Source organism: Tepidiforma sp., from assembly GCF_034432735.1.
Classification (GTDB): Bacteria; Chloroflexota; Dehalococcoidia; order Tepidiformales; family Tepidiformaceae; genus Tepidiforma.
In genome coordinates this window covers 1-15448 of record NZ_DAOUBJ010000047.1, presented here as the reverse complement: position 1 = coordinate 15448, position 15448 = coordinate 1, and the positions used below count along the sequence as shown (strand labels likewise).

Annotated in this window: 12 protein-coding genes; 4 read left to right on the top strand and 8 right to left on the bottom strand. The window is 66.1% G+C overall.

All coding sequences use genetic code 11. The features are described from left to right. Positions 1-714 (bottom strand): amino-acid N-acetyltransferase (gene argA, locus VAE53_RS04760; protein WP_322818224.1); only part of this gene is annotated, 714 nt, incomplete at its 3' end. Between the two features lie 18 nt (positions 715-732). Here argA and VAE53_RS04755 point away from each other — a divergent pair. Genes VAE53_RS04755 through VAE53_RS04740 form a run of 4 tightly spaced genes read left to right on the top strand, consistent with a single transcriptional unit; the run spans position 733 to position 3244 of the window. Then, positions 733-1578, top strand: coding sequence for a fumarate hydratase (locus VAE53_RS04755; protein WP_369294027.1), 846 nt, complete (start codon positions 733-735; stop codon positions 1576-1578). Between the two features lies 1 nt (position 1579). Further along, positions 1580-2146: a GNAT family N-acetyltransferase gene (locus tag VAE53_RS04750; protein WP_322818222.1), complete on the top strand. Its 567-nt coding sequence runs from the start codon at positions 1580-1582 to the stop codon at positions 2144-2146. Beyond that, entirely contained in the window at positions 2143-2658 is a 516-nt protein-coding gene (locus VAE53_RS04745) for a GNAT family N-acetyltransferase (protein ID WP_322818221.1), read from the top strand. Before VAE53_RS04750 ends, VAE53_RS04745 begins: the two co-directional genes overlap by 4 nt. Then, positions 2651-3244 (top strand): Fe-S-containing hydro-lyase, encoded by a 594-nt coding sequence (locus VAE53_RS04740; protein WP_322818220.1) that lies wholly within the window; start codon positions 2651-2653, stop codon positions 3242-3244. The genes VAE53_RS04745 and VAE53_RS04740 overlap by 8 nt, the downstream gene beginning before the upstream one ends. 10 nt (positions 3245-3254) lie before the next feature. Here VAE53_RS04740 and mutL read toward each other — a convergent pair whose 3' ends face one another. The 7 genes from mutL to VAE53_RS04705 all read right to left on the bottom strand — a co-directional run. Beyond that, the gene (gene mutL, locus VAE53_RS04735) at positions 3255-5054 is read right to left on the bottom strand and encodes a DNA mismatch repair endonuclease MutL (protein ID WP_322818219.1); all 1800 of its coding nucleotides are present in this window, start codon (positions 5052-5054) and stop codon (positions 3255-3257) included. Beyond that, complete coding sequence (gene mutS, locus VAE53_RS04730) at positions 5051-7615, bottom strand: DNA mismatch repair protein MutS (protein WP_322818218.1); 2565 nt, start codon at positions 7613-7615, stop codon at positions 5051-5053. The genes mutL and mutS overlap by 4 nt, the downstream gene beginning before the upstream one ends. A gap of 68 nt (positions 7616-7683) precedes the next feature. Then, the gene (locus VAE53_RS04725; RefSeq protein ID WP_322818217.1) at positions 7684-9423 is read right to left on the bottom strand and encodes an NADH-ubiquinone oxidoreductase-F iron-sulfur binding region domain-containing protein; all 1740 of its coding nucleotides are present in this window, start codon (positions 9421-9423) and stop codon (positions 7684-7686) included. Further along, a complete protein-coding gene (locus VAE53_RS04720) occupies positions 9420-9893 on the bottom strand; it encodes an NAD(P)H-dependent oxidoreductase subunit E (RefSeq protein ID WP_322818216.1) in 474 nt (157 codons plus the stop codon). The genes VAE53_RS04725 and VAE53_RS04720 overlap by 4 nt, the downstream gene beginning before the upstream one ends. A 77-nt stretch (positions 9894-9970) precedes the next feature. Further along, entirely contained in the window at positions 9971-11305 is a 1335-nt protein-coding gene (locus VAE53_RS04715) for an NAD(P)/FAD-dependent oxidoreductase (RefSeq protein ID WP_322818215.1), read from the bottom strand. Continuing rightward, a complete protein-coding gene (locus VAE53_RS04710; protein ID WP_322818214.1) occupies positions 11302-12303 on the bottom strand; it encodes a lysylphosphatidylglycerol synthase transmembrane domain-containing protein in 1002 nt (333 codons plus the stop codon). The genes VAE53_RS04715 and VAE53_RS04710 overlap by 4 nt, the downstream gene beginning before the upstream one ends. Before the next feature lie 16 nt (positions 12304-12319). Then, positions 12320-15448, bottom strand: a 3129-nt coding sequence (locus tag VAE53_RS04705; protein WP_322818213.1) for a flippase activity-associated protein Agl23, incomplete at its 5' end; no start/stop codon positions are given.

Sequence of the window (15448 nt, the reverse complement as noted above, 5' to 3'; positions counted from 1 at the left end):
CTGGGCCAGCAGACGCTGGGCGTCGGCCAGTGCCAGCTCGGTGTCGATGGGGCTTTCGGGATCGTTGGGATTTTCGCGGATGCCGGGCACCTCGGTCATGAAGATGAGTTTGTCGGCCTGCAGGGCCACCGCGGTGCTGGTGGCCACATCTTCCATCGTGAGGTTGAACGCCTCGCCGGTGGGCGAAAAGCCAAAGGGCGACAGCAGCACGATCGCGCCAGTGTCGATGGTGCGTTGAATCGCGCCAGCATCGACCCGGCGTACGACACCGCTGTGCATGAAGTCCACGCCGTCGACGATGCCCACTGGCCGGGCGGTCAGAAAGTTGCCCGAGATCACGCGCACGGTCGAGTTGGCCATGGGGGTGTTGGGCAAGCCCTGGGAGAATGCCGCTTCGATTTCGAAACGCAGTTGGCCGGCGGCTTCTTGGGCGCAGTCCAGGGCGATGGGGTCGGTGATGCGGATGCCGTGGGAAAAGCGCGATTCGTGTCCTTTGGCCCGAACCTGCTCTCGGCCATCGCGCCGACCTCGATTCCGACGGACCCGGTCGAGGGCATCGCCGGGCGGGTGGCGTTCCAGGCGGCGGTGAAGGCAGTCCAGGCCGCTGCCGCGGCGCAGGCAGAGATCGTTCGTCTGCTCGACCCCAAGGTCGGTCAGTTCATCGACCGTTCGGCCTGAGGAACGTGCCCGCCGCGACTGGTACGCTTGCTGCATCACGAGTGTGGGATGCGCATGCGAGAGGTACCGGCTGACCTGATTACCGAGACAGTGGCGCGGCTGGCCATCGAGGCCACGCACTACCTGCCCGAGGATGTCGAGGGCGCCATCCGGGCCGCGCGGGCGACCGAGCGTTCGCCCCTTGCGGTGCAAATCATCGACGAGATCCTCGAAAATGCCCAGGTCGCCCGCGAACGGATGCTGCCGCTCTGTCAGGATACGGGAACAGCGGTCGTGATTCTCGAGATTGGCCAGGACGTGCACATCACGGGTGGCTACGTCATCGACGCCGTCAACGAAGGAATCCGGCGCGGATACAGCGAAGGCTACCTACGAAAGTCCATCGCTGCGCGACCCTTCAGCGCTCGAATCAACACCGGCGACAACACGCCGGGGGTTATCCATACCGAAATCGTGCCGGGCGATCGCATTACGGTGATGTTCATGCCAAAGGGCGGTGGCTGCGAGAACATGTCCCGCTATCAGAACTTCCTGCCCGGTATGGGGAAGCAGGCCATTATCGACTTCGTCTGCGAGACGGTGGACATTTCGGGCGGGAATCCCTGCCCGCCGCTGGTCATCGGCGTCGGGGTGGGTGGCACCGCCGAGAAGGCGATGACGATGGCCAAGCACGCGCTCTTTCGCAAGATCGGCGAACGAAGTCCTGACCCCGAAGTCGCCGAACTGGAAGAGGAGCTTCTACGGGCGGTCAATGAACTTGGCGTGGGGCCGCAGGCAGTGGGCGGCAGCACGACGGCGCTGGATGTATTCGTCGAAACCTACCCGACGCACATCACGGCGTTGCCGGTAGCGGTGAACATCCAGTGCCATTCGGCACGGACGAAGCGGGCGGTGATCTAGGATGGCTGTCGCCATCGGGCTGCGGCTGGTGGCAGCGGAGGAGGTCGATGCCGTAGCCGTCGCGGCACTCGTGAACCGCGCCTACGGGCGCTACCGACACCTCTTCGCTGGCCAGCGAACGTCGCCTTCGGAGCTCCTGGAGGAGGCTGGGCCGGGCGCGCGCTTCATTCTTGCGGAGGAGGAGGGGCGCCTCGTCGGGAGCGCGCTCCTCGCTCGGGCTGAGCGGTTCATCGAGCCGGACATGCTCGGTCCCTCGGGCACGTCGCGGCCGGCGGTCGTCGATGTTTCGATCGATCACCCGTGGCGCGACGCGCTCTACTTCGGCATGGCCGCCGTCGAATCCGGATGGACCGGACGAGGGATCGGGAAGCAGTTGGTCGCCCTCGCCGAAACGCTCGCTCGGAGAGAAGGATTTCGAGCTGTGGCGCTCGGGACCGTGCGCGAGTTCGGCCTGGTGGAATACTACGAGCGGCTAGGCTTTCGCGTCTTCCACGAAGTCGACCACCCGGCCGGCCATTGGGACTTTCTCGTGCCGCACCGATACTGCGAGATGGTGAAGGTTTTATGAAACGGGGCAACTGGCTCGTCGGGGAAGCCAACCCGTGCGACGCCGTGGAGATCACGCGGCTGATCAATCTCGCTTACCGGGTCGAGGACTTCTTCAAAGCGGTCGACCGAACCACGGTCGAGGAGGTGCGGCGTTACCTCGAGGAGGAGGCGTTTCTGGCCGTGCGAGACGAATCTGGGGATCTGCTCGCCTGCGTGCGTCTCGGGCTCCGTCCACCCGAGGGGCATTTCGGCATGCTCTCTGTGCACCCCGACGTCCAGGGGCAGGGGATCGGCCGTCTGCTCGTGTCCGAAGCCGAGGAGCGGGCGCGGCGTTCGGGCTGCACGCGGATGACGCTCGAAGTGGCGAGCCCCCGGACCGAGCTGCCGGCGTATTACGCGCGACTCGGCTACGTCATCGCCGGCCGGGCCCCGTGGCCCGCGAGCGCCCTTCACCAGCTCAAGCAACCGGCCCATTTCATCGTCATGACAAAGGCACTGGGACCGACTCCCGCGGAGGATCACGATGGCTGATTCGGTACGACTGACGACTCCTTTGACCGACGAGGTGATAGAGGGCCTCACGATCGGGACACACGTGACATTCAGCGGCGTGATCTACACGGCCCGCGACGCAGCCCACAAGCGGATGATCGAGCTCATGAAGCGTGGCGAGCCACTTCCGATCGACCTCCACGGGCAGGTCATTTACTACGTCGGGCCCACGCCACCCCGACCGGGAGCGGTCATCGGCTCGGCCGGGCCGACGACGGCGATGCGGCTCGACCCTTACACCCCCGCGATGCTGGAAGCGGGCCTCAAGGGCATCATCGGCAAAGGCGGACGCGGGCCTGCGGTTCGCGATGCGATCGTGAAGCACCACGCGGTGTACTGCATCGCCGTTGGTGGGACGGGCGCGCTGTTGAATCGGCACATCAAGGCTGCCGAGGTAGTCGCCTTCGAAGATCTCGGTACGGAAGCGATTCGACGGCTCGTCGTGGAGGATTTCCCCGCAATCGTCGTCAACGACTGCCACGGGGGCGACCTCTTGGAGGCTGGTAAGCGCCAGTACCGGACGAGTTCGCGCCCGATCCCGGCGGTCCAATCGCTGGGCGGCTGACCCGATCGTCCTAGCGCCGCGCGAACTGGCGTTCGATGGCTTCGGTATCGAGGTGGATGAGCGTGGGACGGCCGTGCGGGCACGTCCGCGGGGTTTCCGTGGCAGCAAGGTCTTCGATGAGCCGCCGCATTTCTTCCATGGAAAGTGCCATGCCCGCACGCACACTCGAATGGCAGGCGACCGTCGCCGCTGCCCTGCCGAAGCCAGCAGGAACGCGGTCATCCCGCTCGATGGCATCGAGCACCGCGATGACAGCGGCGACTGGGTCGTCGGAGCGGAAGCCGCTGGGCACCTGTCGGAGCAGCAGCGCTCCCTCGCCGAACGGTTCGAGGAGGAGCCCGAGAGCGGCAAGATCGGCCTCGGCCGCCGCCGCGACGGCGGCGCGAGCGGCGCCGACCTCGATGAGCAGGGGCTCGAGGAGCGGCTGCGCGGCCGGGGCTCCGGACGCTTCGCGCCGCGCGAGCAGTCGGTCGTACACCACGCGCTCGTGGGCAGCGTGCTGGTCCACGAGGTACATCCCGGAGGGACCTTCGGCGATGATGTAGGTCAGGTTGAGCTGGCCGACGACGCGCAGAAGGGGGAGCACGTCGCGGTGGGTCGCCTGGACGACTGGCGCCGACCGCGGGACCAACGGCCGAGTCAGTGCAAGGATGCCCTGCGACGGGACCGGGCCGCGAAGCGCCGCAGAGGTGGCAGCGGGACGTACCAGGCGCCCGGCCGGGGTTTCGCCATCGGCGCGCGGTTCATCGGCTGGGGATCCGAATCGTGTCGTCTTCGGATCGGGAGCGACGATGGACCAGGGGACGGGCGCGGCGGCCTCCAGGGCCGATTGGACAGCGCGGCGGAGTGCCCGAGCGACAGCGCGTTCGTCCCGGAAGCGAACCTCGGCCTTGGCCGGGTGGACGTTCACATCGACATCGCCGTCGGGCAGCCGAAGATGGAGGGCGGCGACCGGAAACCGCCCGCCGGGCAGCTGCGACTGGTAGGCCTCGGTCACGGCGAACAGGAGCGGCCGACTCTGCACCCAGCGACCGTTGACGAAGACGGATATTCCGCCGCGGTTGCCTCGGTGGAGGGAAGGTGGACCTACCAGGCCATTTATGGAAAGTTCATCGGCGACCGCCTCGACGGCGATCACCTGCCGTGCACTCTCGGCGCCGTAGACCGCCGCGAACGCGTGGCGCATATCGTCGTCGCCGCTCGTCGTGAGGACCCGGCGGCCATTGGCGACAACCTGGAAGGCGATTCCGGGGTAGGCGAGGGCGTAATGCGCTGCGAGGGTGGTAATGGCGCGGGACTCTGCCGCCGGTGAGCCGAGGAACTTCCGGCGCGCCGGTACGCGGGCGAAAAGGTTGCTGACCGTTATCGTCGTCCCTTCCGGTGCGGCGCGGGACGCGCGGCGGACAGGCCGACCGTCGACAAGGGCGAGGAACACCCCAACCGGCTCGCCCCGAGCACGAGTGAGGATCTCGACATCGGCAGCGGCAGCGATGGAAGGGAGCGCCTCGCCGCGAAATCCGAGGGTATGGACGTGATGGAGGTCATCGACCGAAGCGATCTTGGACGTGGCATGGCGTTCGAACGCCAGCTCGACGTCGCCCGGAGGGATGCCGTGCCCGTCGTCGGTCACCTGAATGCGCCGGATGCCCCCATCGTCGAACAGGAGGGTAACGCGGGTTGCCCCTGCATCGATCGCATTGTCGAGCAGCTCGCGCACGACGGATACCGGACGTTCGACCACCTCGCCTGCCGCGATCCGGGCCGCCACCTCGGAAGGGAGCACACGGATCGGTCCCTGCGGAGCGGTCATCCAGGCACCCGGCGTTCGCGGGCGAGCGCTCGGAGCTCGTAGAGCTTTTGGATGGCTTCGATGGGCGTCATGTTGTCGATATCCAGGTTGGCGAGATCGTGGTCGATCGGTGAGGGTGTCGGGGCGAAGAGCGGCAGTTGGGCGGCTTGGCCGGTGGCGTGTCCGTTGCTGGCGCGAGCGGCCCGGAGCGACGGTGTCGGGTGTCTGGAAGCTTCGAGCTCTGCGAGGAGGTGTTCGGCGCGGCTCACGACGGCCCGCGGGAGCCCTGCGAGGCGGGCGACGTGGATACCGTAGCTGCGGTCGGCCGCCCCGGGTACGAGACGATGCTCGAAAACGACGTCGCCGTCGTCTTCGCGGACGGCGACGTGGGCGTTTCGCACGCGGGGAAGGATGTCCTCGAGATCGGTGAGTTCGTGGTAGTGCGTGGCGAACAAGGTGCGAGCCGCTCCCTCCTTCCGGTTATGGAGGAACTCGATCACTGCCCGGGCAATCGCGATGCCGTCGTAGGTGCTCGTCCCACGGCCAACTTCATCGAGGATGACGAGGGAGTCCGGAGTGGCTCGGTGGAGGATCTGGGCGGTCTCGACCATCTCCACCATGAACGTCGACTGTCCGGCCGCGATGTCGTCGTGAGCGCCGATCCGACTGAAGATGCGGTCGAAGAGTGGCAGGCGGGCTTCCGTGGCCGGGACGAACGACCCAGCCTGGGCCAGCAGCGCGATGAGCGCGACCTGGCGGAGGAAGGTCGACTTGCCGCTCATGTTCGGGCCGGTGATCACGAGGATCTGGGTCGCCTCGTCGAGCATGCAGTCGTTGGGGACGAATCTGCCCGCCCCGACGGCCGCCTCGACGACGGGATGACGCCCCCCACGGATGTCGAGGTGTCCATCGGTGAACTCGGGGCGCGTATAACCGCGCTCGGCGGCTGTCTCGCCGAGCCCGAGCGCGACGTCGATCGTAGCGACGGCCTCGGCGAGTGCCTGGAGCGCGGATAGGCTAGCTGCCAGCGACTCCAGCAGTGTGACGAACGCTTGCCGTTCGAGCTCGACCAGCCGGTCGCGCGCGCCAATGAGCCGGGCTTCGTGTTCTTTGAGCTCCTCCGTAACGTAGCGCTCGGCACCAACGAGGGTTTGCCGACGTTGGTAGTGCGCCGGGACGAGGGCGGCATTGGCAGCGCTCACTTCGATGTAGTAGCCGAACACCTTGTTGTGGCCGACTTTGAGCGACTTGATTCCCGTGCGCTCACGCTCGAGGCGTTCGAGCCCGAGGAGGAAGCTCTTCGCATCGCGTGTCAACGCGCGCAGGGAATCGATCTCCGGGCTGAAGCCGGCCCGGATGACGCCGCCCTCGTCGAAAGATGCTGGGGGGTCGTCGGCCAGGGCGGCATCGATGGTCGCGAGCGGATCGGCGCCTGCCGCCAGCGCAGGAAGGCAATCCCGTAGGAGGGCGGGGAGTTCGCAGCGGGCGAGCAGAGCACCGAGGTCGAGCACCGCCCGCAAGCCATCGCGCAGAGCGGCGAGGTCGCGCGGGGTGGCCGTCCGAGCGCCGACACGGCCGGCGAGTCGTCCGAGGTCGGGGATCGAGCGGAGGACCGTCTGTGCCTGCTCTCGCTCGATCGGATGGTCGACCACCCAGCCGACCGCGTTATGTCGCGCTTCGAGGCGAACCCGATCGCGGAGCGGGTGGGCGAGCCAGTGGCGAAGGAGCCGCGTACCCATGGGAGTTCGACAACGGTCGATGACGGCCAGCAACGAGCTCGAGCGGCCCGGCCCAGGAAAGACGTCGAGGTTGCGGAGGGTCCGATCGTCGATGAAAAGCTGGTCGGCCGGGGCCTCGGAACGGATGCGCTGGAGTGTTCCGAGGGCTCCGGGAAAGGTTTCTCGGAGGTAGACGAGGATATGCGCCAGGGCTGCGGCAGCCGCCGGGCCAGTGACGAGCGCGTCCTGGGCGTGCTCCCCGAACTGGCGGCTGATCTCCGCGTCGACGACGATGTCGCTCAACAGTGGGCGCTGAACCATTGCCACGTGGGCGTTGCCGACCTCGGCAAGATCCTCGACGAGGAGTTCGGCGACCGGCGACCGGCCGAGCTCGGTCAGGGCATCCTCGCCCGGGACAATCCGGATCTCGCCCGTCGTGACGTCGGCGAGGGCCAAGGCGGCGTCGCGTCCACGGCGAGCGAAGGCCCCGAGATAGTTCGGCCGGCCGGCATCGAGCGACGCCTCCGAGGTGACGGTTCCCGCGGTGACGATCCGAACCACGTCGCGCGGGACCAGACCTTTGACCTCGGAAGGGTCGGCCAGCTGCTCGCAAATCGCAACCCGGTAACCGCGGGCGACGAGCTTGGCAACGTGCTGGTCGATGCTCTGGTACGGCACGCCGGCGAGCGGCACGCGGAGGTCCTTGCCCATCGGCTTCGAAGTCAGCGTGATTTGGAGTTCTTCGGCGACGAGGCGGGCGTCATCATCGAAGGTTTCGTAGAAGTCACCGAGGCGGAAGAAAAGGATGGTTCCCGGGTAGCGTCTGCGGAGGTCGAGATATTGTTGCCGGATGGGAGTCGACACGCGGTAGAACTCCGTCCCCTACACGGGACGAAGGTCATTGTATCGCGGCCGAACGGATGTGCGCCGATTCAGTCGGCGGCAACCGCCTCGGGCGTCGGGGTCGCCGGCTTTCGTGCCCAGCGGCCGGGCATGAGCCCTTTGCACACCCCCGCTCGGCAAACCTTGTCGACGATGTGCTCGATGTACTCGTCGCGGAAGGCCTTGAGCGAGGTCTTGATGCTGGTCATCGCGAACTGACCGTGGAGACAGTTGGACCAGACGAGTGTGCCGATGAGGTTTTCGAAGTTTTCGAGGTCGGCGTCTCGGCCGCCCCCCGCTGCGATGCGGCGGAGGATTTCCACCGCGCGTTGCGTTCCACCGTGGCAAGTAGTGCAGCGCCCGCAGCTTTCGTCCTCGCAGAAGCCAAGGAAGAAGAGGCAGAGGTCGACGATGCAAGCCGATTGGTCGAAGAAGACGACGCCGCCCGACCCGAGGAACATGCCGCGTTCGCGGTAAGGGTCGAGGGTGAGCGGCAGGTCGATGTCGGAGGCGGGGAGCACGCCCGAAAGCGGGCCGCCAGGCTGGAAGCCCTTGAGCGGGAGATCTCCACTGAGGCCGCCGGCGTACTGCTCGAGGAGCGTCCGAACCTTCGGTCCGAACGGGATCTCGATGCAGCCCGCCTGCTTCACATGCCCGGAGAAGGTGAACATCTTCGTGCCCTTCTCCTTGACGTCGGAGACGGCGCTCCACCACTGGGCGCCGTTGCGGAGGATGAGTGGAGCGTTGGCGTAGGACTCGACGTTGTTGACGTTGGTTGGCTTGTTCCAGAGGCCAGCTTGGGCGGGGAAGGGGGGCTTGATGCGGGGCATCCCCCGATAGCTATCGATCGAGTTGATTAGGCCGGTCTCTTCACCGCAGACGTACGAACCGGCACCGAGGAAGACGATCAGATCGAAGTTCTTGCCCGTCCCGAGGATGTCCTTACCAAGGAGCCCCTTTTCGTAAGCCTGGGCCACGGCCTTTTTCATCCGCTCGAAAGCAAGCGGGTATTCGTAGCGGATATAGATGTAGCCCTCGTCGGCGTGCGAGGCGAGCGCAGCGATGAGCATGCCTTCGATGATGAGGTGCGGATCGCCTTCCATGAGGATGCGGTTGACCCACGCACCAGGGTCGCCTTCGTCCGCGTTGCAAACCAGATACCTGGGCGAAGCGGTGGCGTTGCGGAGAAAGTCCCACTTGCGGCCGGTGGGGAAGCCACCGCCGCCGCGGCCGCCGAGCCCGGAATCGAGAACCTCCTTGACGATCGCTTCGGCATCCATTTCGAGGGCTTTTCCGAAGCCTTCGTACCCGCCGTGGGCGAGGTAATGGTCGATGTTCTCGGGGTCGATGCGGCCGAGGTTGGCCATGAGCCGGCGAACCTGGCCTTTCATGAACGGGTGGTCATCGAGCAGCGGGATGTCGGCGGTCGCGTTCCCCTCGATGACGCCGAGCGCGAGCTCGGGCAAGTCGCGGCCGGCAGCGATAGCGGCGATGAGATCATCGACGCGCTCGGGGGTCACGTTGCCATACAGCACAGCATGGGTACCGGCCGCTGAGCGCACGGAAACGCACGGCTCCAACCAACAGAAGCCCCAGGACCCGGTGATCCCCACGTCGGCGTCGATGGTACGTGCAGCGGCTGCCGCTTGGAGGCGGGCCAGCGTCTCCTCGGCCCCCCGCGCGATCGATGAGGTGTCGAGCGTGACACGCACGCGGACGCGGCCGGAGGCTTGTTCGGATTGCCAAGCGGCTTTCGCATCGGAGATGAGCTTCTGGAGACGCGGGTTCATTCACCATCCCTCAGCGAACGGATGAGTTCTCGGGCGGATTCGGGGGTGAGGTTTCCGCGGACGCGGCCGTTCACCCATATCTGGGGCGCCTCGTGGCAAGTTCCGTTGCACTGTCCGACGTGGAGGCCGAAGCGGTGGTCGGCCGTCTGCTGATCGAGGCCGATGCCCAATTCTTCTTGAATGGCCTCGCGAATCGATTCACCACCGCGGAGCCGGCACGCGGGGCCGCAACACCAGGCGATTTCGTAGGTCGCCGGTGGGTGGGTTCGAAAATCGCTATAGAAGGTGACGGCGCCGTAGATCAGCGCGGGAGTGGTGTTGAGCTGTCGGGCGATGACTTCGATTGCGGCACGCGGAACCCAGCCGTAGGTGTGCTGGACCTTGTGAAGCGCTGGGAGGACGTGCCCACGACCGGGCTGGAATTCGGCGACGAGCTCGCGGAGCTCCTGCAAACCGGGTTCGGCGGCCATCGACCGGACCTCTCGCTTGTGAAATTCGGTGCAACTGTACCAGACAGCGGACTAACCGGCGCGTGGGCGAAGCGGCATCAGATTCCCGCACCACGCGAACGGGCAGTCTGCAACGCGTCCTCGTGCATCAGGCGCGCGACCTTCTCCCCGAGGAGGAGGCTGTAGTTCTGGCCACGGTCCTCGGGGTAAACCTGCGATGTGTTGGAGAGGTAGAGGCCGTCGATACCTGTTCGCATATCCGGAATGGAGCGGGAGTAGTGCGTCGTGATCACCGGCTGGCCACCAGGATCTTTGAAAAACCACTTCTCGCGTACCCAAGCACGGTCGAAAGCCGGATTGAGCTTGCGGATACCGTCGAGGTAGTGCTCGAACACTTCGTCGGCATCCATCCGGAGAACGGGGTGATCGGGAGCGGTGTAGTTCGAGAGGTAGACCAAGTGGTTGCCGCCGTACCGCTCGGGGGGCATGAAGTTGGTGTGTTCGATACAGGCGACGAACGGCAGATCATCGCCGATCGAGAGCCAGTAGTACGGTGTCAGGGGCCGATCGAGGGCGAGCACAAGGCAGGTGGCCCACTGGTATCGGACTCGCTGGAGGGTGGCGCGGTAATCGGGCGGGAGGTCGGGCGCGATGCGGAGAGCGATCACGTTCGGCACCGTGAGGAGAATGGCGTCGCATGCGTGGAAGGCCCCGCCGGCGCGGAGACCGGCGACGCGCCCGGCCTCGACGGCGACCTGTTCGACCGGGGTCTCCAGGCGGATCGTGACGCCTTGGGCCTCGAGCCTGTCGGCTAGGGCGCGGTAGTAACGCTTGAACGACCCTTCGAGGTACCCGAGGACTTCTTTCGACGAGCCGCCTTTTCGCGAGGCGAAGCGGAGATGGATTTTGTTCCAGAGCCAAACCATTCCGACTTGGTCGGCCTGGTCGGCGAATTTTCCTTTGAGGAGCGGCCCCCAAAATGCATCGAAGGCCTTCTGGCCGACGGCCCGCAGCATCCATTCCCGCGCGGTGATCCCTTCGTAGCGCTGGACGCCGTCGGCACGCCGACGAAGCCAGAGGGCGGCCAATCCCAGCCGGATGCGGCTAGCGAGCGGGATGGCTGTGAACCGGAGCAAATCGAGCGGAGTAACGAAGGGGTACATTCGCCCCCGGACGAAGTGGGCATTGCGCGGCTCGATCCACCGGAGATAGGGCCCGAGGCCGAGCTCTTCGATGTAACGAATGACGGTCGTGTCGCTCGTGAAGATGTGGTGGTAAAAGCATTCGAGCTCTTCGCCGCCGACGGGGAACGTCACCACCTGCCCGCCGACTTCGTCGCGGCCTTCGAAGATCGCGACCTCGTGGCCCGCTTCGCGCAGGACGCGGGCGGCCGCAAGGCCAGCGACCCCGGCGCCGACGATACCCACCTTCATGGGAGCGCCCCTTGTTCTTCGACGTCGACGCGGGTGATGCGGCGGAAGGAAACGCCGAAGCTCCAGAGGAGCAGCAGGCCGAGAATGGTCGTCGGGATGAGGATGACGCCGTGAGCAACGATGGAGTAGGCCGAAGCGATCGCGGGCTCGACCCCAGCAGCGACGAGGACCAGCCGGGCTGCCCACTCGAACGGACCGGTCCCCCCGAAGAAGGTGGGGATGATGATGGCAAGATTGGCAGCCGCGAGCAGCAAACAGTAGTGGGCGAACGTGACATCCATCTCGAATCCGCGGCCGATGACCGCGTAGGCACCGGCCTCGATGGTCCACGCAAGACCGGAAAAGAAGGCGACGAGGAGGAGCGGCCCCGGCTCGTGAACGGAGCGGAGGCTGCGAACGAGGTTCTCGGCGAGCGTTTCGACTTGGGGTTCGAACCGATCGGGCAGCCAGCGCAAGAAGAGGTGTACGACCCGCAGGGCGCGCTCCTCCCGGAGGGTGAGCAGGTAGAAACCAACGATGGCCGCGAGGAAAAGTGCCGTCGAAGCGACGGCGATAGCCCGGAGGCGGCCATCTTCGAACCCAACGAGCGCCCCGGCGATGAGCAGCATGAGGACCAGCGTGCAACCGTCGAACAGCCGCTCGACGGCAATGGTGCCGAAGGTTCCCATTTTGGAGATACGTTCGCGGTCGCCTAGGACGTAGGCGCGAACGACTTCACCGGCCCGCGCGGGGAGCAGGTTGTTCGCCATGTAGCCGATGATCGCGTAGGGGAAGAGCCGGGCTGGGCTGAGTGGTGCGACCGGACGCATCAACACGGACCAGCGGATGCAACGGGCAACGATAGCGACGAAGAGGACGGCCGTACCTGGGACGAGCCAGCGATAGTCGGCATCGCCGAGGGCATCCGCAAGCTCGCGTGGGTGGGTAGCGCGCAGGAATAGGGCGATCAGCACGGCGCTGATGAGCAGGCTGACCCAGAATCGAAGGGAGCGAACCACGGGCGGCCTTTCGGATTCAGTCGGGGATCTCGAACTGGCGGACACGCGCAGCGCCGCCCTCGACGATCCAGAGCTTACCATCGGGGCTTTCGACCATCCCGTAGGGGAGGGACAGGAGCTCCTTACCGCCCGTGATCGAGGCCACGAGTTCGCCGGACGGTGTGTAGATGCGGACGATGCCGAGGCTGGGCAGTCCAACGGCCACCCGGCCATCGGAGAGCACCCGCAAGTACGGCTTGTCGTTCACGTCCTGGCCGCCCCAGCCTTCTACCGGGAACTCACCACGGTAGGAGCCGTCGGGATCGAGCAGCTGGACGCGCCGGTTGTACATGTCGGCTATGTAGATGACGCCATCGGGGCCGCGTGCGAGGCCGACCGGCTCGTCGAACTGACCTGGCCCCTTGCCAGTGCCGCCTATCGTGCGCAGGAATTCCCCTTGGAGGTTGTAGACCTGGATGCGGTCATGTCCGGTGTCCGTCACCCAGAGTTCGCTATCGACCATCAGGGCATCGCGCGGGCCGAACAGATCGAACGGCCCGGGAACGGCTCCGCTGGGTGGCTGGCCGAATGTGGCCAGCGGCCGCAGGTTGGCGTCGAAGATGCGGACCCGCCATCCGAAGGTATCGGCGACTATGATTTCGCCATTGGGTCCGAGCGCGATGCCCCAGGGTTCGGCCTGTTCGGCAGCGTTCGACGGCTCGACGCGGATATCGACGGCTGCGAGGAAGTTGCCCGCGGCGTCGAATTTCTGGAGACGCTTCGTGGCGCTATCGATGACGAAAAGATTGCCGGCGGTATCACGTTCGATATCGACGGGGCTGAAGAACTGCCCCGGCTGGGGCCCGGCGCCGCCGAAGACTCGCCGCCCTTCGCCATCGACGGTTGGGCGGGGTGGAAGGAGAGGCTCTGGGCGAAGTCGCCCGGTGGTTCGGTCGAAGTTCGCGGGAAAGAAGGCGTAAGCGTCGGTCGACCCAGGCTGCCGCCCTGGGTCGTGGTCGCGCCAGTACCTTGCCCACGCCGAGAGCCAGCCCCTGTCCAAAAACCCGGTGGCGATGTGCTTCCATGTCGCGAGCCGGAAGGGCCCGCAGTCGCCCCCGCGCGAGGTGCAGGGTTGGCCGGGCTCCACATCCATCGCCCACTTGTAGGTTTCGTCGTACCACCAGCGGTGGGGGTAGCGCTGCGGCGCGGCGTACGCCGTAGTTGTGGGGCGCGCGAGGTAATCCTGAATCCTTCCGAGGTTCCCTGCCGCGACAAGCATCACCTGGTACTGGCCCGAAGGCGGCCCGACGCTGAAGTCGAGGTAGCTCACGGCGCGATAGTCGCGGAGGTACCAGGCCCACGGCCAGGCGAAGGAGTCGGTCGTGTCGACGGCGATCGGGAGGTCGTAGCCGAGGCCCGTGGCAGCAGCGAGACGCCCGATGTCGTCCGCGACGTCCTTCAGCTGGGGCGAAGATTGCGTGTAAACCAGCAAATCTTTCGGGACATCGCCGCGCTCGAAACTTGCCATCGCCATCGCCCGGACCGAGAACGGGACCAGTGCCCCAGCGATGGCGACGGATGCGATGGCCGGCGCGGCACTTCGGCTATAAGGGCGCGCAATGAAGGCAACGGCTCCGATGGCGACCGCGACCACGAGGATGCGGAGCGCGTGCATGGCGGTTCCGCCTGGGAGGTAGGCCACCACGAGCAGGGTGCCGAACGAGACCATTGCCACGGCACCGAGCGCCGCAAGCATCCCGTTCGTGATCGGCGGGCGCTCCCGCCAGCGATTCCACGCTTGTTGGACGCTCCAGGCCGCGAGGAGACAGGCAGGAAGGGCGATGTGGGTATTCAACCAGGGCATCTTCTCTGCGCCCCACGAAAGTGCGAGCCAGATGCCGAGAAGCCAGGTGACGAGGAATCGCGAAAAGGCGTCGCCGCGTACGATGGACCACCACCCACCCAATGCGACGAGCGCTAGCGGAAGGTATTCGTACGCCAGCATCAGGAGGTGGTAGTAGAACCAGGGCTGCTCGCCGCGATGGGCGTTCTGCTGGCTGTACCAGTAGTCGAGCGAGCCCCAAGGGCCGCTCACGAGGCCGTGGAGGTTGGTCCACAACGAGGTCATGAAGGTGAGGTAGACGAGGGCGCTGGTGCCGAAGGCGATGCCCCAGAGTTTCGGTCGCCATTGGAGACCAGCGAAGGCGGCCAAGCTCGTCGTCACCGTGAAAAGGCCCAGCAGCGCGATGCCATCTCGCGCGGCGATGGGGCCCTGGAGGCTCTTTTCCCAGCTCAGCCGGTCCTTTTCGAGGACTCCGAGGGGCTCGAGTAGGGTCACGCGTGCCACCGGGGTAAGGAGCGGCAGGCAGAAGGTGCCGAGGAGCAGGAGGACTTCCCCAGGCCGCGGCAGCGACTCGCCCCAGTCCAACCGCCGACGGATCGGGCCGATGAAAGGCCAGAAAGCGGCGATGAGCCAGGCGTAGGGCGCGAACGCAAGGGCGAGCACCGCTCGCCGGAAGGGCGTGTCGAGCCCGGTGGCTGCGCGCGCCTGGCTTTCCACGGCCATGCGCTCGGGGGGCGAAAGATCGAGCGCGCCGATGCGGGCGAAGTCGTGCCGAGTGAATCGCTCCGAGCGCCCAGCAAGCGTTCGGGCCGCGAGCTGCGAAGCCAGGTAGAGATCCAAATAGACCAGGACGACAGCGAAAACGAGGAACGAACCTTCCTTGGTGAGGACGTTACCGGTGAACCCAGCGGCAAAGGCGTAGAGCCACCCCGTGCGGCCCTCGTCGATGTACCGCCACATGGCGATGACCATGAGGAGGGTGAAGGCCGCCATGTAGACGTCTTCGCGAAAGAAGCGGCTGAAGTAGACGAGCGTGGGGGAAAACGCGATCAACGCAACGGCCACGAACGTCCCGACTGGACCAAGCCGACGCCGGAGGAGGAGCGGCAAGGCGACGAGGACGCTCCCGGCGATGGCGGCGGAAAGGCGGCTAGTGTAATCGCTCGCGCCGAAAACGAAGAAGATGGCTGCCTGGAAGTGGTAGTAAAACGGCCCATGGAAGATTGGGCTGTGGCGATAGTTCCCCTGGAGCAGGCCCCACGACCACTGGGCGTGGATGCTCTCGTCGTGGTGGAGCGCGCGCGCGCCGAGGTCCCAGGTCCG

What these genes read in the sequence shown, in the direction of transcription:
- VAE53_RS04755 (WP_369294027.1), top strand. Translation starts at nt 733, where the DNA reads ATGCGAGAGGTACCGGCTGACCTGATTACCGAGACAGTGGCGCGGCTG.
- VAE53_RS04750 (WP_322818222.1), top strand. Translation starts at nt 1,580, where the DNA reads ATGGCTGTCGCCATCGGGCTGCGGCTGGTGGCAGCGGAGGAGGTCGAT.
- VAE53_RS04745 (WP_322818221.1), top strand. Translation starts at nt 2,143, where the DNA reads ATGAAACGGGGCAACTGGCTCGTCGGGGAAGCCAACCCGTGCGACGCC.
- VAE53_RS04740 (WP_322818220.1), top strand. Translation starts at nt 2,651, where the DNA reads ATGGCTGATTCGGTACGACTGACGACTCCTTTGACCGACGAGGTGATA.
- mutL (WP_322818219.1), bottom strand. Translation starts at nt 5,054, where the DNA reads ATGACCGCTCCGCAGGGACCGATCCGTGTGCTCCCTTCCGAGGTGGCG.
- VAE53_RS04725 (WP_322818217.1), bottom strand. Translation starts at nt 9,423, where the DNA reads ATGAACCCGCGTCTCCAGAAGCTCATCTCCGATGCGAAAGCCGCTTGG.
- VAE53_RS04720 (WP_322818216.1), bottom strand. Translation starts at nt 9,893, where the DNA reads ATGGCCGCCGAACCCGGTTTGCAGGAGCTCCGCGAGCTCGTCGCCGAA.
- VAE53_RS04715 (WP_322818215.1), bottom strand. Translation starts at nt 11,305, where the DNA reads ATGAAGGTGGGTATCGTCGGCGCCGGGGTCGCTGGCCTTGCGGCCGCC.